Origin of the sequence: Arenibacter algicola (assembly GCF_018860365.1) — a bacterium.
Taxonomy (GTDB): domain Bacteria; phylum Bacteroidota; class Bacteroidia; order Flavobacteriales; family Flavobacteriaceae; genus Arenibacter; species Arenibacter algicola_B.
In genome coordinates, this window is record NZ_JAHKPO010000013.1 from 313331 (window position 1) to 330882 (window position 17552).

Here is a 17552-nt window from a genome sequence, read left to right on the forward strand (position 1 = left end):
TTCTAATGAGCGATAAAAAAGCAAAGGAGCTAATTACCAAATTCCTGACCCGTCAAGCCTCGACGACTGAGTTGGATACCTTAGGGGAATGGTTGCAGAATGCTGAAAACGAAAAATTGTTCAAAGACTATGTCCAAACAAATTATGCCATTGAACACGAAATGAGACAATTTGATCCCAATAGATTAAAAACCAAATTGCAGCAATTAATGGACGAAGAGATTAAGGCTGTTAGACGAAAAAAGATCCGTAAAATTATTACCTATTCGGCTGCAGCAATTGTCACGGTTTTATTGGCCACTGGCTATTTTCTTAAGAACAACAGTTTTAATGAGCCCATTGAAACGAAACCCAGAATAATTAGTAATAATATTAATGTTGGATCTAACAAAGCCACTTTGACCCTGGAAGATGGCTCTCAAGTTGCTTTGGAAAAGGGTAACACCTATCAAACACAAAATGCAAGCAGTAATGGCGAAGTAATCGTATACGGAGCGGATAAGAGTAATGAGGCAAGAGCGGTCTTTAATTATTTAACAGTTCCAAGGGGTGGTCAATTTCACCTGGTATTATCCGACGGTACTGAAGTTTGGTTAAATTCCGAATCCCAACTTAAATATCCGGTAAACTTCAAAAAAGGCCAAACTCGCCAGGTAAATTTAGTTTATGGTGAAGGATACTTTGCTGTTTCACCGAGTACCAAACATGAAGGTACAAAGTTTGTAGTTTCCAATCAATCCCAAGAAATAGAAGTTTTGGGTACCGAATTCAATATTAAGGCCTATAAGGAGGAAGTAAATATATATACAACCCTGGTAGAGGGCAAGGTTGTAGTTAGTACCACAAATGGAAAACGTGAACTGGAACCCTCTCAACAGTCGAACCTAAATCTTAATAATAACAGCATGGAAGTTGCTACCGTTAATATTTATAACGAGATTTCATGGAAAGATGGCGTTTTTAGTTTTAGAAAAAAGCCACTTGTGGAGATTATGAAGGTGCTAACTCGATGGTATGATATGGATGTTATTTTTGAAAATCCTGAGCTGGAAAAAGCAGGGTTTAATGGGGTGCTGGATAAAGATCAGAAAATAGAAGATATATTGAATACTATAAAAAATTTCAGGGTCATAAAGGACTACGAAATTATTAATAAAACAATACTCTTGAAATGAAATAGAATTTTTAAAAAAAAGGGAACGAAGGAGAACATTTAGCGGTGCATCAACTTCGTCCCTTTAAAGCGTATTACTTAAACAAATGTTCAACCAATACTATGTAAATTTATGAAAATTAAATTAATTCAGTCCCGGTCGTTCGTCCGAATGCGGGTGTTAATCATGATTATGAAAACCTTTATTTTTCTATTGTGTACAACCGTTTTTGGGATAACTACGGAAACATCATTTTCTCAGGAGAAAGTAACTATAGAGGCCGACAAGGTAGTTTCTGTAGATGAGGTCTTTGATATTATTCAAAACCAGACCAAATATCGTTTTTTATATCCGGACGATCTGTTTGCAAACGCTCCTCAAGTACAATTGAAAAAAGGCGAGATTGGAGTAGATAAGCTTTTAAAGCAAAGTTTATCCAAGATTGCGGTAGAATTTGAGCTGTCCAGAAAAAATCGTATCGTAATCCGTGAACGGCACATCAATGCCGTGCCTACGGAAGAAGTTTTGCTGCCACAGCAATATGAAGTTTCAGGAACAGTGATAGATCAGACGGGTCAACCCTTGCCGGGTGCAAGTATTGTGGAAAAAGGAACTGTCAATGGTACCCAGACCGATTTTGACGGAAATTTTTCAATAGATGTTGCTGATGAAAACGTAACCTTAGTGGTTTCCTACATTGGTTATGCTACAAAAGAAGTTCCCATTAGGGGAGAGTTCAATCTTAATGTTGTGTTGGAGGAAAGTGCTGCTGGCCTTGAGGAGGTGGTAGTAGTAGGTTATGGTACACAAAGTAAAGATGCATTAACAGGTTCTGTTGCGCAAATAAAATCGGATGATTTTAATAAAAGACCTTTGACAAATGCAAGTCAAGCCTTGCAGGGTTTAGCCGCTGGAGTACATGTAAGTCAATTATCAGGTGAGCCTGGACAAGATGTAACACAAATTACCATAAGGGGTATTTCATCTTTTACAGGAAGTAATTCAGCCTTAGTACTAGTAGATGGTATTGAGGCTGACCTTAATGCGGTAAATCCTGATGATATAGATACGATTTCGGTTTTAAAAGATGCCTCTGCAACCGCAATTTATGGGTCTCGCGCGGCGAACGGAGTAATATTGGTAACTACCAAAAGAGGTAAAAAAGGGGAGGGACAACTTAACATTGATATGTACTCTGGATTTCAAACGGCTACTAGATTACCCCAACAAGTCTCGGATCCCTTGACCTATATAAATGTGCATAATATGGCCTTCGAAGTTCCAACTACTGGAGATCTGAATGGGCCTATAGGAGCACCTTTTTTATCGGATGCGGCTTTGGCCCGATATCAAGCATTTTTGGAAGAAACTGGATTTCAAGGAACAGATTGGATAGATGAAGTATTTAATACCGCACTAATAAGTAGGATCAATGTTAGCGCAAGGGGTGGCTCTGAAAAATCGAATTATTTTGCTTCAGCATCTTACTTAGATCAAGAGGGTATTTCCATAGGGACCGGATCAAAGCAAGGTACTTTTAGGTTAAATTTAGATTCGCAGATTACTGAAAAAATACAGATAGGTGCCACGGTTACGGGTAATTATAGAGAGAATATAAGACCTAATATTAGTTCAGGGGGAGGTCAATTATTTTTAGCCATTCGACGGCATCCTACAGTGCCTGTCCAATTGGATAATGGGGCTTGGACAGGGAATAAATTTGAGCAGGGAGGATTTGGAGCAGATTGGGATAATCCAATTGCCATTGCGAACGAAACTAAAAATACGGCTAAAGAGTTGAGAACTCTAGGAAATGTCTATATTCAATACGAGCCAATTAAAGATTTAAAAATAAAGGGCTTAGCTTCAGGTAATATGACCAATATTGACATTACAGCCGTAAATAATGCATACGACTATTGGCGTGTTAGGGATTATTTTGAAGATGGTACTTTTTCACGCGCAGGGGGTAATTTTAATAATAGCTTGAACAAGGAGCATACAACAAGTTTTAATACCCTTCTGCAAACAACAATAAACTACGATTTTGATATAAATCAAATTCACTATTTTGAAATTCTTGGAGGATATTCTGAAGAGTTGCAGAGATCAGAATCTTTGGATGCCGGTACTAGTCAGTATAATCAGCCTGGTATTGAGGTTATAGGTAATTTGAATCCAGAAAATGAAACTGCTGGGGGTAGTGCTAACCATATTGCTTTTAGGTCTTATTTTGGACGTTTAAATTACGATTTCGAGGGGAAATATTTATTAACCGCAAACTTTAGGGCAGATGCGACTTCTCGTTTTGCTCCAGAAAACCGATGGGGATATTTTCCTTCATTTTCTGCAGGTTGGATTCTTTCTAAAGAGAATTTCTTTAATACGGACGGGTTAATAAACTTTTTAAAGCTTAGAGGATCTTGGGGAGAGGTCGGTAATCAAGATACAGGGGGCCTTTACCTATATCAATCCTCAGTTGCACAAAATGCCGGATTAAGTTATGTTTTTGATAATCAGCAAGCACTTGGTGCTGGACCAACAAGTTTAGCTAATAGGGATGCCATATGGGAAACCGCTGTTAAAAAGGACATAGCATTGGAAGGTCGACTATTTAAGAACAGATTGAATTTTAATTTTAATTATTTTTTTGAAACACGTAAAGATCAATTGTTGGGATTTCCAGTGCCTGGATTGGCTGGAGGTCTGGAAAACCCAGTTGTTAATCTTGCAGAGGTTGATGCATGGGGATGGGATTTCGCTCTAGGATATTCTAATAGTTTGGGAGATTTTAATTATAGCGTTAGTGGTAATTTATCCCACGCAGAAAACGAAGTGATAAAGATAGCCGGAGATGTGGATAGGATTATAAGGGGTCCAGTTGGAACCCAGCTTGTTCAAGTAGGATATCCTATTGATCAACCTTTTTTAATTGTAGCTGATGGTTTGTTTGAATCCCACGAGGAAGCACAGGCGGCGCCAATTACAGATGGTAGAGGTAATCAAACCGCAGGTGATATTAAATATATTGATCAGAATGGTGATGGGGTCATAAGCCAACAGGCGGCAGCAGATGATAAAGTGCCTGTAGGTAAGCCATACCCTGATCTGGTATACGGTTTCAATATTGATTTTAACTACAAAGGTATCGACCTGTCAATTCAGGCTAATGGAGTTTCGGGAGTAGATTATTGGGCTACTTATCATGCGGTTGAGCCATTTTCTTCCCAAGGAGGTATACCTAAACGTTACCTAGAAGAATCTGTTAGTTTTAATCCTAATGGAACATTGCCTAGAGTGGTGTTTCAAGGAGTATATCACGGAAATGAAGGATTAAGGTTTCCTTCTACTTTCGACCTTTATCCTGGTGGTTATTTAAGAATTAAAAATATCCAAATTGGATATTCCCTACCGCAGAGTGTCATTTCCACAATTGGTCTATCCAAATTTAGGATTTATGCAAATGCTCAGAACCCATTTTTGATTACAAATTTGTTCGACGGGATTGACCCAGAAAGGCCATTGGGTAATGGAGGGTCGGTTGATTTTAACCGTATTCCAACTACTAAAATCATTTCCTTAGGATTTAATATTGCACTTTAAAAAAGAAAACAAGATGAACACAAAGAATATATATAAAACTATATTATTAAACCTTACAATGGGTTTATTGTTATTGGGTTGTACTAAAGATTTTTTAGATAGGAATGATTTAAATGGGCTGGCAGAAGGTAATTTTTTTAAAACAGAAAGTGATGCTACTCAGGCATTGAATGCTGTTTACGGGGTTTTACAGGAAAACACCTTTACGCTTTATGCACCTTTGTTAGGTTCAGCCACCGATGAGATAGTAAGAGGGCCTGGGAGTCAAGGTTTTTCTGATTTATCAGATGGTACGGAAGCTCCAGGTAATTCTGACACAGCTATCCAGAGACGTTGGAACCATTGTTATGAGGGGGTTTTTAGAGCCAACTACTTTATAGAAAATGTCCAGAACGTTGAAATGGATGAGGCATTAAAGAATAAAATGGTGGCGGAAGCCCGTTTTTTAAGAGGGTTTTTCCATGCCAATCTTGTACCATATTTTGGAGATGTGCCCTTGTTGCTTAATACTGTGTCCATAGATGAGGCAGTTGATATGGTTAGAACTCCAAAAGCAGATGTTATGGCTTCAGCCATTAGTGATATTCGATTTGGAATCGATAATTTACCAACAACGGTATCAGAAAATGGTCGATTGACAAAAGGAGCAGCAGCTGGCTTTTTAGCTCGTGTTCTTTTGAATGAAAAAAATTATGATGCAACTATAAATGTGACGCAAGATATAATAAATGGGGTATATGGTTCTTACAGTTTATTTCCAAACTTTTCAACTCTTTTGTATGAGGAGAATGAAGGCAATTCGGAAATATTATTTGATATTCATTTTAGTAATGTAGAACCTAGTGTTGGTGAGTCTATTAATTGGCATTCAGTAACGCAGTCTTCAGCTCAAGGTTCTGCTACTTTTAAAGAATTAGTGGACGCTTTTGAAAGCACTAATGGACTTACGATAGATGATCCCAATAATACCTTATTTGATTCTGCAGATGAATATGCAAATAGGGATCCAAGACTTTGGGCATCCATTCAATATCCAGGTGCAGTTTACGGCATTAAGGATAATGATGGTAATTTCATATATAACAGAGGTGTTTGGCCTGCGTGGCTAACTGGTGATTCTAATGATTTTCCATGGTCCAATCCCTATCACATGAAAAAATATCTAAATCCGTTGACAGATCCTCCTAGACAGGATGGACTTACGTTGCCTGATGGCACCAATTTTGTAGTAGTTCGTTTTGCAGATGTTTTGTTAATGTTTGCAGAAGCAAAAATAGAATCTGGATCTATTGATCAATCTGTTTTAGATGCTATCAACACTGTGAGGGCACGGGCATATGGTACAATTAAAGAAGATACTTCCAATTACCCTGCAATAACAACAATGGATCAAGCGGAATTAAGGGTTATTTTGAGAAGGGAAAGGAGGGTAGAATTGGCATTTGAAGGATTGCGCTGGTTAGACTTAGTTAGATGGGGTACTCTAAAGGAGGCTAAAGCTGCAGTGGGCAAAGGGTGGCAAGCCAATATTTGGCCAATACCTGAATCTGAAATAGAGCGCGCAAAAGGCCTGACACAAAATGCACCTTGGAACTAATTAATATTTTTCAATCTTAACGATGAAAATATTCAATACCCTAGGTATTAAAAAGGAGGTTTTGAATTAATTTATTTTTTAAAAGGGCAGACCCAATTGTCTGCCCTTTATTACCTCCTAATCCTTATTCCTATACCTGCCAAGTTTTGGCATTACCTGGGTAGTATAAGGGGTTTTTCCATATCGTTAGATTTTTTTAATGTCGTGAAAAATTTATCAAAATATAGCGTTAAACTCATGGTCTAAGCAAAAAACGTACCACTAGTGGTGCTTTTACTAGTGGCAACATCAATATCCTTTATCTATTTTTAAAATTTTTAAAAATGATTTTTTTAGAAAAAGTCTAGGGATTCATAAAAGCAAATTAAACACCATCTAAAGTTTTTTATACATATGAAAAAAGTATTCAATTTTATTACAATACTGTTCGTTTTCTCCCAACTCTCTGTCCACGCCCAAAGGAATAAGGCAACGACAGAAAAAAGAGCAGCCCAAAACCCCAATATCATCTACATCCTTGCAGATGACCTGGGTTATGGCGATGTTAAAGCTTTTAACCCCGAAGGTAAAATTGCCACCCCAAACTTGGACGCTATGGCGGCCAATGGGGTCAAGTTTACCGATGCCCATACTTCATCGGCGGTATGTTCTCCAACTCGCTACGGGATATTGACCGGTCGATATAATTGGAGAACCTCCTTGAAGAGCTTTGTGTTAAGCGGTTATTCAAAATCCTTGATAAAACAAGAACGTACCACCATTGCCGAAATGCTTAAAACACAGGGCTACAATACAGCCTACGTAGGCAAATGGCACTTGGGCTGGGACTGGGATATTCAGGATAAGAATCCCAACTTAGAGCATAATAAACTTAATGCAAACCCAGAGGTGAACTTTGCCTCTCCCGTTAAAAATGGCCCAGCTACCCATGGGTTCGACTATTCCTTTGGTTTTTGTGGCTCCCTTGATATGGCGCCCTATGTATATGTGGAGAACGATATGCCTACTATGGTGCCGACCAAGACCACCGTATCGGTCGATGAAAAAGGCATTTGGAGAAAAGGACCTACTTCAGACGATTTTGTTCATGCTACCGTGCTTCAGGATCTGACGGACAAGGCCGTTAAATATATCGATGAAAAGGCCAAGGGCAAATCCCCGTTCTTCTTATATTTCCCATTGCCCGCACCACACACACCCATTTTACCAACCACGGAATTTTTGGGCAAGAGCAATACCAATATGTACGGCGATTTTGTAATGCAGGTAGATGATGTGGTAGGCCAAATAAGGGCCGCCCTTAAAAAACAGGGCATATCCGAAAATACCCTCTTGGTGTTTACCAGTGACAATGGCTGTTCTCCAAAGGCCGATTTTGAAGAGCTTGCCAAAGTAGACCATGATCCCAGCTATACTTTTAGGGGAACCAAAGCCGATATTTTTGAAGGAGGGCACCATGTACCTTTTATAGTAGAATGGCCTAATAAGGCTCCAAAAAATACAAGTACGGACAAAATTATCTGTACCACCGATTTTTTTGCCACTTGCGCAGAATTGACAGGGTATAAAATTAAAGATACCGAGGCGGAGGATAGTTATAGTATGCTGTCTCTTATACAAGGGAAAAAGGATGAGGAAATACGTGAATATACCGTACATCATTCCATAAATGGATCTTTTGCCATCAGACAGGGCTCTTGGAAATTAAGTGTTTGTCCAGGTTCCGGAGGTTGGAGCTACCCAAGGCCACAGGATATAAAACAAGAGAAACTGGATTTGCCCGCTATGCAGCTATACAATTTGGCGGCCGATATTGGGGAAACAAAAAATTTGATAGCCCAATTCCCGGAGAAGGCGGCAGAGCTTAAGTTGGCCCTTAAAAAAATCATTCTTGATGGAAGGAGTACGCCTGGAGCCAAACAGGAAAATGATGGTATGCAAGGTTGGGAGCAAATTGAAGAAATTATTAATTAAGGTGAGTTCGGTTGGTTTTTAATTGTTAATGATTTTTTTAGGTTAATGTTGTCGGGTCGAGCCTGCCTCGTCGGCAGACGGGCGCAGTCGAGACCTCATTTTAACTATATAATTGTTGAAAACCTCTCGACTGCACTCGAGGAGACATGAGCATTAGCTTTAATTAATTTATAATCAATTATTTACATTTATTTTTAAATCAAATTCACGATAATTAAATTTTCAACAATTCAAACTACACAAGTCCATGCGAAGATTTTATATATCCATTCTCTCTTGTATAACAGTATTACATGTTTCCTGTCAAAAACAGGAAAGTAAGGGGCAACCCAATATTGTTTTCATCCTTGCCGATGATTTGGGCTATACAGATCTGAGTTGTATGGGCAGCACTTACTATGAAACACCCAACATAGACAGGATAGCAGATCAAGGAACCATTTTTACCAATGGGTATGCCGCCAGTAGGGTCTGTAGTCCCTCACGGGCAAGTATTATGTCCGGTAAATTTACTGCCAGGCATGATATTACCGTACATATTGGGTCCCCTTCCGGTGAAGCATGGCGAAAAAGGAATCGTTTTACAAAACTGCTTCCTGCAAAATATACCCATAACCTGCCCAAGGAGTATATTACCATGCCCGAAGCGTTGAAACAGCACGGTTATAAAACATTTTTTGCCGGAAAATGGCATTTGGGGGACAAGGGTTCATGGCCCGAAGATCATGGATTTGATATCAACGTTGGCGGCTGGACGTCCGGAGGGCCAAGGGGAGGTTATTTTTCTCCCTATGAAAATCCGAATTTGGAAAACCTGAAGGATGGGGAGAACCTCTCGCATCGCCTTGCCAAGGAAACGGTGAAATTCATTCAAGAAAATAATCCTCAGAAAACCGGAAAACCCTTTTTTGCCTATCTCTCCTTTTATGCAGTGCATTCGCCCATTCAGACCACTCAGGAAAAATGGAAGAAATACCGGGACAAGGCAGTGCAACAAGGAGTGGCGAAAAGCGCCTATAGCATGGGAAAATTTTTGCCCATTCGCCAGGTGCAGGACAACCCAATTTATGCTGGCTTGGTAGAGCAAATGGATGAGGCTGTTGGGCAGGTGCTTTCAGCACTCGAAGAGTTGGGGCTTGAGGAAAATACCATTATTGTGTTTACGTCCGACAATGGAGGGGTGGCAGCGGGGGATAATTTTTCTACCACTAACAAACCTTTGCGTGCTGGTAAAGGATATCAGTTTGAGGGAGGTATAAGGGAACCCTATTTTATCAAAATTCCTGGTCTCTCCAAGGGAGGTGATAGAATTGACTATCCCGTTTCCGGAACAGATTTTTATCCCACATTCTTGGAGTTGGCAGGTGCCCAACAGCTTCCAAAACAACATAGTGATGGCATTAGCCTTCTCCCTTTGTTTAAAGGGGAACCATTGGCCGAGCGTGCCCTTATCTGGCACTTCCCGCACTACGGTAACCAAGGGGGGGAACCTTCTTCCATTATTCGTAGGGGCAACTGGAAACTTATTCATTACTATGAGGATGGAAGAAAAGAACTCTATAACCTGTCTAAAGACCTTGGTGAGACAACGGATGTTGCGGCGGACTATCCTGATAAGGTACAGGAACTTAACAAGGAGTTGTTTAATTATCTAAAAGAGGTGGGGGCCAAATACGCAAAGCCCGATCCTGAATATTCAGAAGAAAAGGCTAGGGAGTTTTTGTACAAAATGCAATATGAAAAGATGCCTGCACTGGAAAAACAACGGATGGAAATGTTATCCAATGATTTTGATCCCAACAACAACTGGTGGGGCAGTATGGAGACCAAAGATTAAAAATGTAAAAATTAAAATTATAATGATAGTGCGAAGAATCTTCTTTATTATTGCCTTGCTGACAGGGTTGGTGTCCTGCCAAAAATCCCTTGATAATTTCAACTTAACTTCCCCAGATGGTAATATTGACTTGAGAATTTCATTGATTGATAGTACCCTTACTTATCAGCTTAATTGGTCTGGAAAAGAAATACTTGGAATTTCTGAATTGGAAATATTCACTGAGTCTGCAGTAACTGTATTGGATTCCCGGATTGTTGAACACGATAGTACATGGACTACTGCGTGGGGGCAGCAAAGTAGCATCAGGGACCATTATAAAGAACTTCAATTGGATTTAAATATCGATGGAGTGGGAGGGAAAATGCTGGCGAGGGCCTATAACGAAGGTGTGGCTTTCCGTTTTGTGCTTGCAGATGGTCCAAAACCAAAGGAGGCAGTACTTAGTTGTTCGTACGCCTTGCCAGATGGGAGTGCCTTTTTTGCGCCTCGGGGTGAACACGAACCTATGGGCCCCCTTAGCCTTAAGGATTTAAACACCTATCATTCAGGAGAAATGGATAAGGGTCTAAAAACAACAATTAGTGTGCCTTTACTTGTTGAAACACCAGACCATTTGTATATAGCGCTTTTGGAATCGGACTTGTATGCAGCAAATGGCTTTAAGTCTATGAATCTTGGAGTTAATTTGGAGGCTGGAAATGTTGAATCTATTAACAAAGTTGAATTAAGTGAGGAAGGTCTTACTACACCATGGAGGTTAATTCTTTTAGGCAAATCTGCTGGCGATTTAGTAGTAAACACCACTGCTATAAACTTGGCAACCCCATGTCAATTAGAGAATACAGACTGGATAAGACCAGGAAAGTGTTTATGGGATTTCCGTGTAAATGGATATACCGCTCCTGATGGTTTCGTCTATGGGATCAATACAGAAAGTTACCTTCGTTTTATTGACTATGCGGCTGCTACAAGTATTGAGTATTTTATGATCGATGGTGGATGGTATAGCGGGCATTCTGATGGAGAATTCAAAGTTAAGGAGGATCTAGATATTGCCAGAGTCATGGATTACGCGAAGGAAAAAAAAGTTGATGTTATTTTATATTATGACAGAAAAAGAGGGGATTTTGGGGACACTCAATTATATCCCTATTTTCAATCGCTCGGCGCCAAAGGGATAAAGTATGGATTTATGGGTGATAACCCGGACTTTTCTCGAGGAGCCATTAAGAAAAGTGCTGAAAGTGAGTTGCTCATCGACTTTCATGATGGGCCAGTTCCTTTTACCGGTATACACAGGACCTTTCCAAACGCAGTCACCCGCGAATATTGTCACGCCCAACAAGATTCAAGAAGAGCCTTTACTCCCGAGTCCTTTATTAAAATGGCATTGATTAATGCCATAACGGGTCCATTGGATATGAACAACGGTAATTTTGATATAACGGGGATAAATAGTGGTTTGCGGCATAAAAGCCCGCTTGAAACAAATACTTATTATTCAACAGTGGCCTCTGAAGCCGCCCGAACGCTAGTAATTTTCAGTGGATTGGTTTGTATTCCTGATGCCCCTGAGGCATACGAATCCAAGAAAGATCTATTTGAATTTATCCAAAAACAACCTGTAGGGAAATGGAACGAAACCCGAATTCTTCATTCAAAAATTGGGGAGTACATCACAACTGCCCGACGCCATGGGAAAGATTGGTTTATTGGCAGTGTGTACAACCAACAGGGTGGGGAATTGGATATTGAGCTCAACTTTCTGGATGCAGGGACGGAGTATAAGGTAACGTATTATGAAGATGCCCCAGAAACCCATTGTAAGACCAATCCAGAAGCTTACCAAGTGAGGAATGGTAAAGTAAAAAAGGATGATGTAATTAGGGCAATAATGGCCCCTGGTGGGGGACATTGTATCTGGATAAGGCCTGTATGGAGTGAATAAACATTAATTAAATGACATTGGTAGATCTGTTTCATATACTTTTGGTTTTGGCTGATATTCCAATTCGCTCCCACTACCATGCCGATGGCGTAAGTTTTGAACCGATACCTAAAGAAAATAGTATAAGGATAAGATACCCAGTTTTATCAATATCCATATGATCAAGTTGGGGAGAACCTTGTTCGACTATCGGATAAAATTGTGGAGCAAAATATGCACGGCCTACCTTGTTTATTCAGAAAAAGAGGCCAGGGAGTTTTTGCATAAAATGCAATATGACAAGATGCCTGCACTGGAAAAACAACGTATCGACCTGTTATCCAATGATTTTGACCCCAAAAACAACTGGTGGGGCAGTATGGAGACCAAAGATTAAAAATGTAAAAATTAAAATTATAATGATTATGCGAAGAATATTCTTTTTTATTGCCTTGCTGACAGCGTTGGTATCTTGCCAAAAATCCCTGGATAATATCAACCTTACTTCTCCAGATGGTAATAGTTCCATAGGGATACAGCTTGTTGATAATAAGTTGAATTATCAGGTTGGCTCTCAAGGTGTAGAACTTGTCGGGACTTCGGAATTGGAAATAGTACCGAACGCGAAGGTGACCATCTTGGATGCCACAGAAATTGAAAACGACGATAGCTGGAATCCGGTTTGGGGGCAGCATAGCAGCATCCGTGACCATTATAAAGAACTTCAATTGGATCTAAATATCGATGGAGTAGAGGGAAAATTGTTGGCCAGGGCGTATAATGAAGGAGTTGCTTTTAGATTTGTCCTCAACGAAGGCGAAAAACCAAAGGAGGCCATTTTTAAATGCACTTACAATTTGCCCAACGGCAGTAATTATTTTACACCAGCAGGCGAAAGTGAACCATTGGGCCCCTTGGATTATAAAGGACTCACCGATTATTTACAGGACAAAGGTCCTAAAAAAGGAAAAATTAGTGTGCCTTTAGTGGTTGAATCTACAGACCAATCCTTTATGGCATTATTGGAGTCGGATCTTTATGTGGCCAATGGTATGGATCCCATGCATCTTGATGTTGGGGGGATGGAAGGAAAAATTGCATCAATTAACAAAGTAGTATTAAGTGAAAAGGAATGGACCAGTCCTTGGCGGGTAATTCTTTTTGGGAAATCGGCTGGCGACCTTGTGGTGAACACAGTGCCCATCAATTTGGCAAGTCCGTCCAAACTTGATAATACGGATTGGATAAAGCCCGGAAAGACCTTGTGGGATTGGCGGGTTCATGGTTACACCGCTCCTGATGGGTTTGTGTATGGCATTAATACCGAAAGCTATTTCCGTTTCATCGACTTTGCCGCTGAAAAGGGAATCGACTATTTTCTTATCGATGATTCCTGGTATAAGGAGGTAACCAAAGGGCATTTTGAGCTTTCTGATAAACTGGACCTGAAAAAGGTAATCGATTATGCCGCGGAAAAGGAGGTAGATCTAATGTTGTATTATGACAGGAGGCATGGAGAATATGGGGATGATGAACTTTTTCCTTATTACCAGTCTTTGGGAATGAAAGGCATCAAATACGGATTTATGGGCAGTAATGTGGATTTTACCAGGGAGGCCATTCAGAAAAGTGCAGCAAGTGAGTTGCTGATCGATTTCCATGACAGTCCGGTACCTTTTACAGGAATACGACGTTCCTACCCTAATGCCATTACTCGGGAATACTGCCATGCCCAGCAAGATTCACGTAGGGCCTTTACACCCGAGTCGTTCATTAAAATGGCACTGATAAACGCCATCACCGGTCCTTTGGATATGAACAACGGCAATTTTGATCTAACGGGGATCAACAGTGGGCTACGACAAAAAGGCCCACGGGAAACAAATACTTATTTTTCAACCGTGACCTCCGAAGCAGCTAGAACGCTTATCATTTTCAGTGGTTTGGTCTGTATCCCAGATGCCCCGGAAGCTTATGAAGCCAAGGCCGATCTTTTCGAATTTATTCAAAAATTGCCTGTTGGGAAATGGGACGAGAGCAAGATCCTGCATTCCAAAATAGGCGAATATATTACAACGGCAAGGCGCCACGGTAAAGAATGGTTTATTGGAAGCGTTTATAACCAACAGGGAGGAACTCTGGACATTGATCTCGACGTTTTGGAGGCCGATAAAGAATACGATATCACCTTTTATGAAGACACTAGTGAAACCCATTGTAAGACCAATCCAGAAGCTTACCAGGTTAGGAACGGCAAAGTTAAAAAAGGAGATGTTATTAAGGCCGTAATGGCACCGGGAGGCGGACATTGTATGTGGATTAGACCTATTAAATAAGAAAATGAGGGCGAATATTATTGTAACGGGCAGTATTTTATTTTTTTTGGCAGCGGCCTGTATGCAGAAAAAACAAGATCCTGCCGCTAAGCCAAACTTCATTATCATCTTTACCGATGACCAGGGGTACAGTGATGTTGGCTGTTATGGGTCGCCGAACATCAAGACTCCAAACTTGGATAAAATGGCGTCCGAAGGGATGAGATTTACCAACTTTTATGCCCAAACGGTCTGCGGGCCATCGCGAGCGGCATTAATGACGGGCCGATACCCAATGCGCAATGCCCGAAACGACTATGGAGACGCGCCACATCCCAAACTTTCTTTAAGCGAGGTTACGATAGCCGAGGTCTTAAAAACTGTTGGCTATAAAACGGGCATGATAGGAAAATGGGACCTTGCCGGGCATAATCCGGAGCAATTTAACCCCAATCTACTTCCAATGCATCAAGGATTTGATACGTCTTTTTTTACACCCACAAGTAACGATTCCAGAGTTCATTTATTGAGAAATAATCAGCTTATTGAAAAGAATGCTGATATGTCCACACTTACCAAAAGGTATACGGATGAGGCTATAGACTTTATTGAAAAGAGTAGTGAACAGCCATTTTTCTTATATCTGGCACATACTATGCCGCATACTAAATTGGCGGTTTCAGATGCGTTTAAAGGGAAGTCGGACGCTGGCCTTTATGGCGATGTTATAGAAGAAATTGATTTTAATGTTGGACGGATCTTGGCCAAGTTAAAAGAAAACGGGCTGGATGACAATACCTATGTAATTTTTACCAGTGACAACGGCCCGTGGTGGATAAAAGGAGACCATGGCGGAAACGCCGAACCCCTTCGGGGTGCAAAAACTTCTGCTTGGGAAGGCGGAATTAGGGTACCATGTATAATTAGGGCACCCGGAAAAGTGCCGGCCGGAAAAACTTCGGATTTGGTAACGGCTACCATCGATATGTTGCCCACATTGGCCCAAATTGCAGGAGGACCAATCCCTAAGGACAGAGTGATAGATGGCTTGGATATTTCGGACATTATCCATGGAAAATCAACTGAACTGGAAAGACCTTTTTTCTATTATCAACACCATATATTGCGAGCTGTACGCAAAGGCAAATGGAAATTACATTTGCCGCATCGCCCAGATTCCACCTCTATTGTTTATATGAAATGGCCCATACACTCTGCACCCGAAGATCGAATCTTGTTTTCAAAACACATGTTGTACAATTTGGAAAACGACATAGGGGAGACCACCGATGTGTCTGCCGAAAACCCGGAGGTTGTTACCGAACTGACTAAACTATTGGACTGGGCCAAGGGGGATATTGGGCATTTGGGTGCAAGAGGAATAAATGCCGGTCCTTTGGGAACAGAGCCCTATTTTACACCAAATGATATTATTCCCAGAAAAGAAAGCATTAAACAATAAACGATAAATAATATGTTTTCAAAAATGAAATATTGTGGAATATTACAGCGCGTAATGACCGTTGCAACCTTCTATTTTTGTTTTGGTCTATCCATGTTGTTTGCTCAAGACAAACCCAACGTAGTTTATATTTTGGTAGATGATTTGGGATATGGAGATGTAGGTTGCTATGGGGCCACAAAAGTAAAAACGCCAAACATAGACAAATTGGCAAGTGAAGGTAAAATATTTACCGATGCCCATTCTGCATCGGCAGTCTGTACCCCATCCCGTTATGCTTTGCTTACTGGGCAATATCCTGTTCGTGGCAATAACGGAAAAGGCATTTGGGGGCCTGCGCCCGTTACTTCAGAATTATTGATAAACCCAGAACAATTGACCATTGCCGATGTGTTTAAAAACAGTGGCTATGCAACGGCTGCCTTGGGAAAATGGCATTTAGGATTTGGTAAGGGCGAAAACACTTGGAATAAACCATTGCGGCCTGGACCCAATGATTTAGGGTTCGATTATTACTATGGTATTCCGGTGGTAAACAGCGCGCCGCCTTATGTGTATGTAGAAAATGACCGTGTGGTGGGAGCGGATCCAAACGACCCTTTGGTGTATGTAGGTAGAGGAAAGGAGAAAGAGGTTACACCAATTACTCCTATACCGCCAGAAGCTTCACAAAGAACGGCCAATATGTTTAAAGGTGCTGTAAAAGCCCATAAGTTGTACAACGATTATACCGTTGGTACGGTACTGGCAGGAAAGGCTGTGGATTGGATTACGGAGAAAACTACCAATGAAAAGCAAAATCCTTTCTTTTTGTACATGGCCACCACCCATATTCATCACCCGTTTACTCCCGGAAAAAACTTTCAGGGAAAAAGCGATGCCGAACTTTATGGAGATTTTATTCAAGAATTGGATTGGATGGTGGGACAAGTAACTTCTACCTTGGAAAAGCAAGGAGTTGCAGATAATACGTTGATCATTTTCACGAGCGATAATGGGGCGATGCTGAATTTAGGAGGTCGTAATGCCATAAAGGCCGGACACAAGATAAACGGAGATCTCTTGGGCTTCAAGTTCGGGGTGTGGGAAGGTGGCCACCGGGTACCCTTCATCGCCAAATGGCCAGGGAAAATTGAAGCGGGCAGTGTATCGCATCAGTTGATCTGTAATGTAGATATGCTGGCCACCTTTATGGCTATTACCGGACAGGATCTAAACAAAATGGATAATTCCGACAGTGTAAACGTTTTATCAGCTTTGGTAGATAAACCAGAAGAACCTATTAGAAAAGAGTTGCTTTTGGCTGCCAGTAAACCTACCCATTTATCCCTACGGAAAGGAAAATGGATGTATATTCCAGCACAAGGAAGTGGTGGGTTTTCAGGGTCCAAACCACATCATCACGCTTGGGGCGGAGCTCCTGCCGTAGCTTTTGTAGGAGGTGTTAATAGCGATATAGAGGATGGGCATATAAAAGATGATGCTCCTGTGGCACAACTATACAATTTGGAGGAGGATAAATATCAAACTACCAATGTGCATAACAAATACCCGGAAATTGTAAAGGAAATGGAAGCCGCCTTATCAACCTACAGGCCCCAAAACTAATTTTGATGTCTGGTTTAAGCGTGGTATATCAAAATTTGGAAACTGTATTAAAGTAGAATTAAATAGATAAAA

10 protein-coding genes are annotated in these 17552 nt (G+C 40.7%); all 10 read left to right on the forward strand.

Annotation, left to right across the window (positions count from 1 at the left end):
• Positions 1-5 precede the first annotated feature (5 nt).
• The 10 genes from KO529_RS10050 (at position 6) to KO529_RS10095 (ending at position 17480) form a co-directional block, all read left to right on the forward strand.
• Positions 6-1175 (forward strand): FecR family protein, encoded by a 1170-nt coding sequence (locus KO529_RS10050; protein WP_215947761.1) that lies wholly within the window; start codon positions 6-8, stop codon positions 1173-1175.
• A 171-nt stretch (positions 1176-1346) separates the two neighbouring features.
• The gene (locus KO529_RS10055) at positions 1347-4757 is read left to right on the forward strand and encodes a SusC/RagA family TonB-linked outer membrane protein (RefSeq protein ID WP_215947762.1); all 3411 of its coding nucleotides are present in this window, start codon (positions 1347-1349) and stop codon (positions 4755-4757) included.
• Between the two features lie 13 nt (positions 4758-4770).
• Positions 4771-6354 carry a RagB/SusD family nutrient uptake outer membrane protein gene (locus KO529_RS10060; protein WP_215947763.1) on the forward strand — a complete coding sequence of 528 codons (1584 nt, stop codon included), beginning with the start codon at positions 4771-4773 and terminating at the stop codon, positions 6352-6354.
• Positions 6355-6747: 393 nt separating this feature from the next.
• Positions 6748-8328 carry a sulfatase family protein gene (locus KO529_RS10065; protein WP_215947764.1) on the forward strand — a complete coding sequence of 527 codons (1581 nt, stop codon included), beginning with the start codon at positions 6748-6750 and terminating at the stop codon, positions 8326-8328.
• 247 nt (positions 8329-8575) lie between these two features.
• Complete coding sequence (locus KO529_RS10070) at positions 8576-10165, forward strand: sulfatase (RefSeq protein ID WP_215947765.1); 1590 nt, start codon at positions 8576-8578, stop codon at positions 10163-10165.
• A gap of 22 nt (positions 10166-10187) precedes the next feature.
• The gene (locus KO529_RS10075) at positions 10188-12116 is read left to right on the forward strand and encodes a glycoside hydrolase family 97 protein (RefSeq protein ID WP_215947766.1); all 1929 of its coding nucleotides are present in this window, start codon (positions 10188-10190) and stop codon (positions 12114-12116) included.
• A 157-nt stretch (positions 12117-12273) separates the two neighbouring features.
• On the forward strand, positions 12274-12492 hold the full coding sequence (locus tag KO529_RS10080) for a hypothetical protein (RefSeq protein WP_215947767.1): 219 nt from the start codon (positions 12274-12276) through the stop codon (positions 12490-12492).
• A gap of 28 nt (positions 12493-12520) precedes the next feature.
• Positions 12521-14431, forward strand: a complete 1911-nt coding sequence (locus KO529_RS10085; RefSeq protein WP_215947768.1) for a glycoside hydrolase family 97 protein — start codon at positions 12521-12523, stop codon at positions 14429-14431.
• Between the two features lie 4 nt (positions 14432-14435).
• Positions 14436-15872 (forward strand): sulfatase family protein, encoded by a 1437-nt coding sequence (locus KO529_RS10090; protein ID WP_215947769.1) that lies wholly within the window; start codon positions 14436-14438, stop codon positions 15870-15872.
• Positions 15873-15884: 12 nt separating this feature from the next.
• A complete protein-coding gene (locus KO529_RS10095) occupies positions 15885-17480 on the forward strand; it encodes a sulfatase family protein (RefSeq protein ID WP_215947770.1) in 1596 nt (531 codons plus the stop codon).
• Positions 17481-17552: the final 72 nt, after the last annotated feature.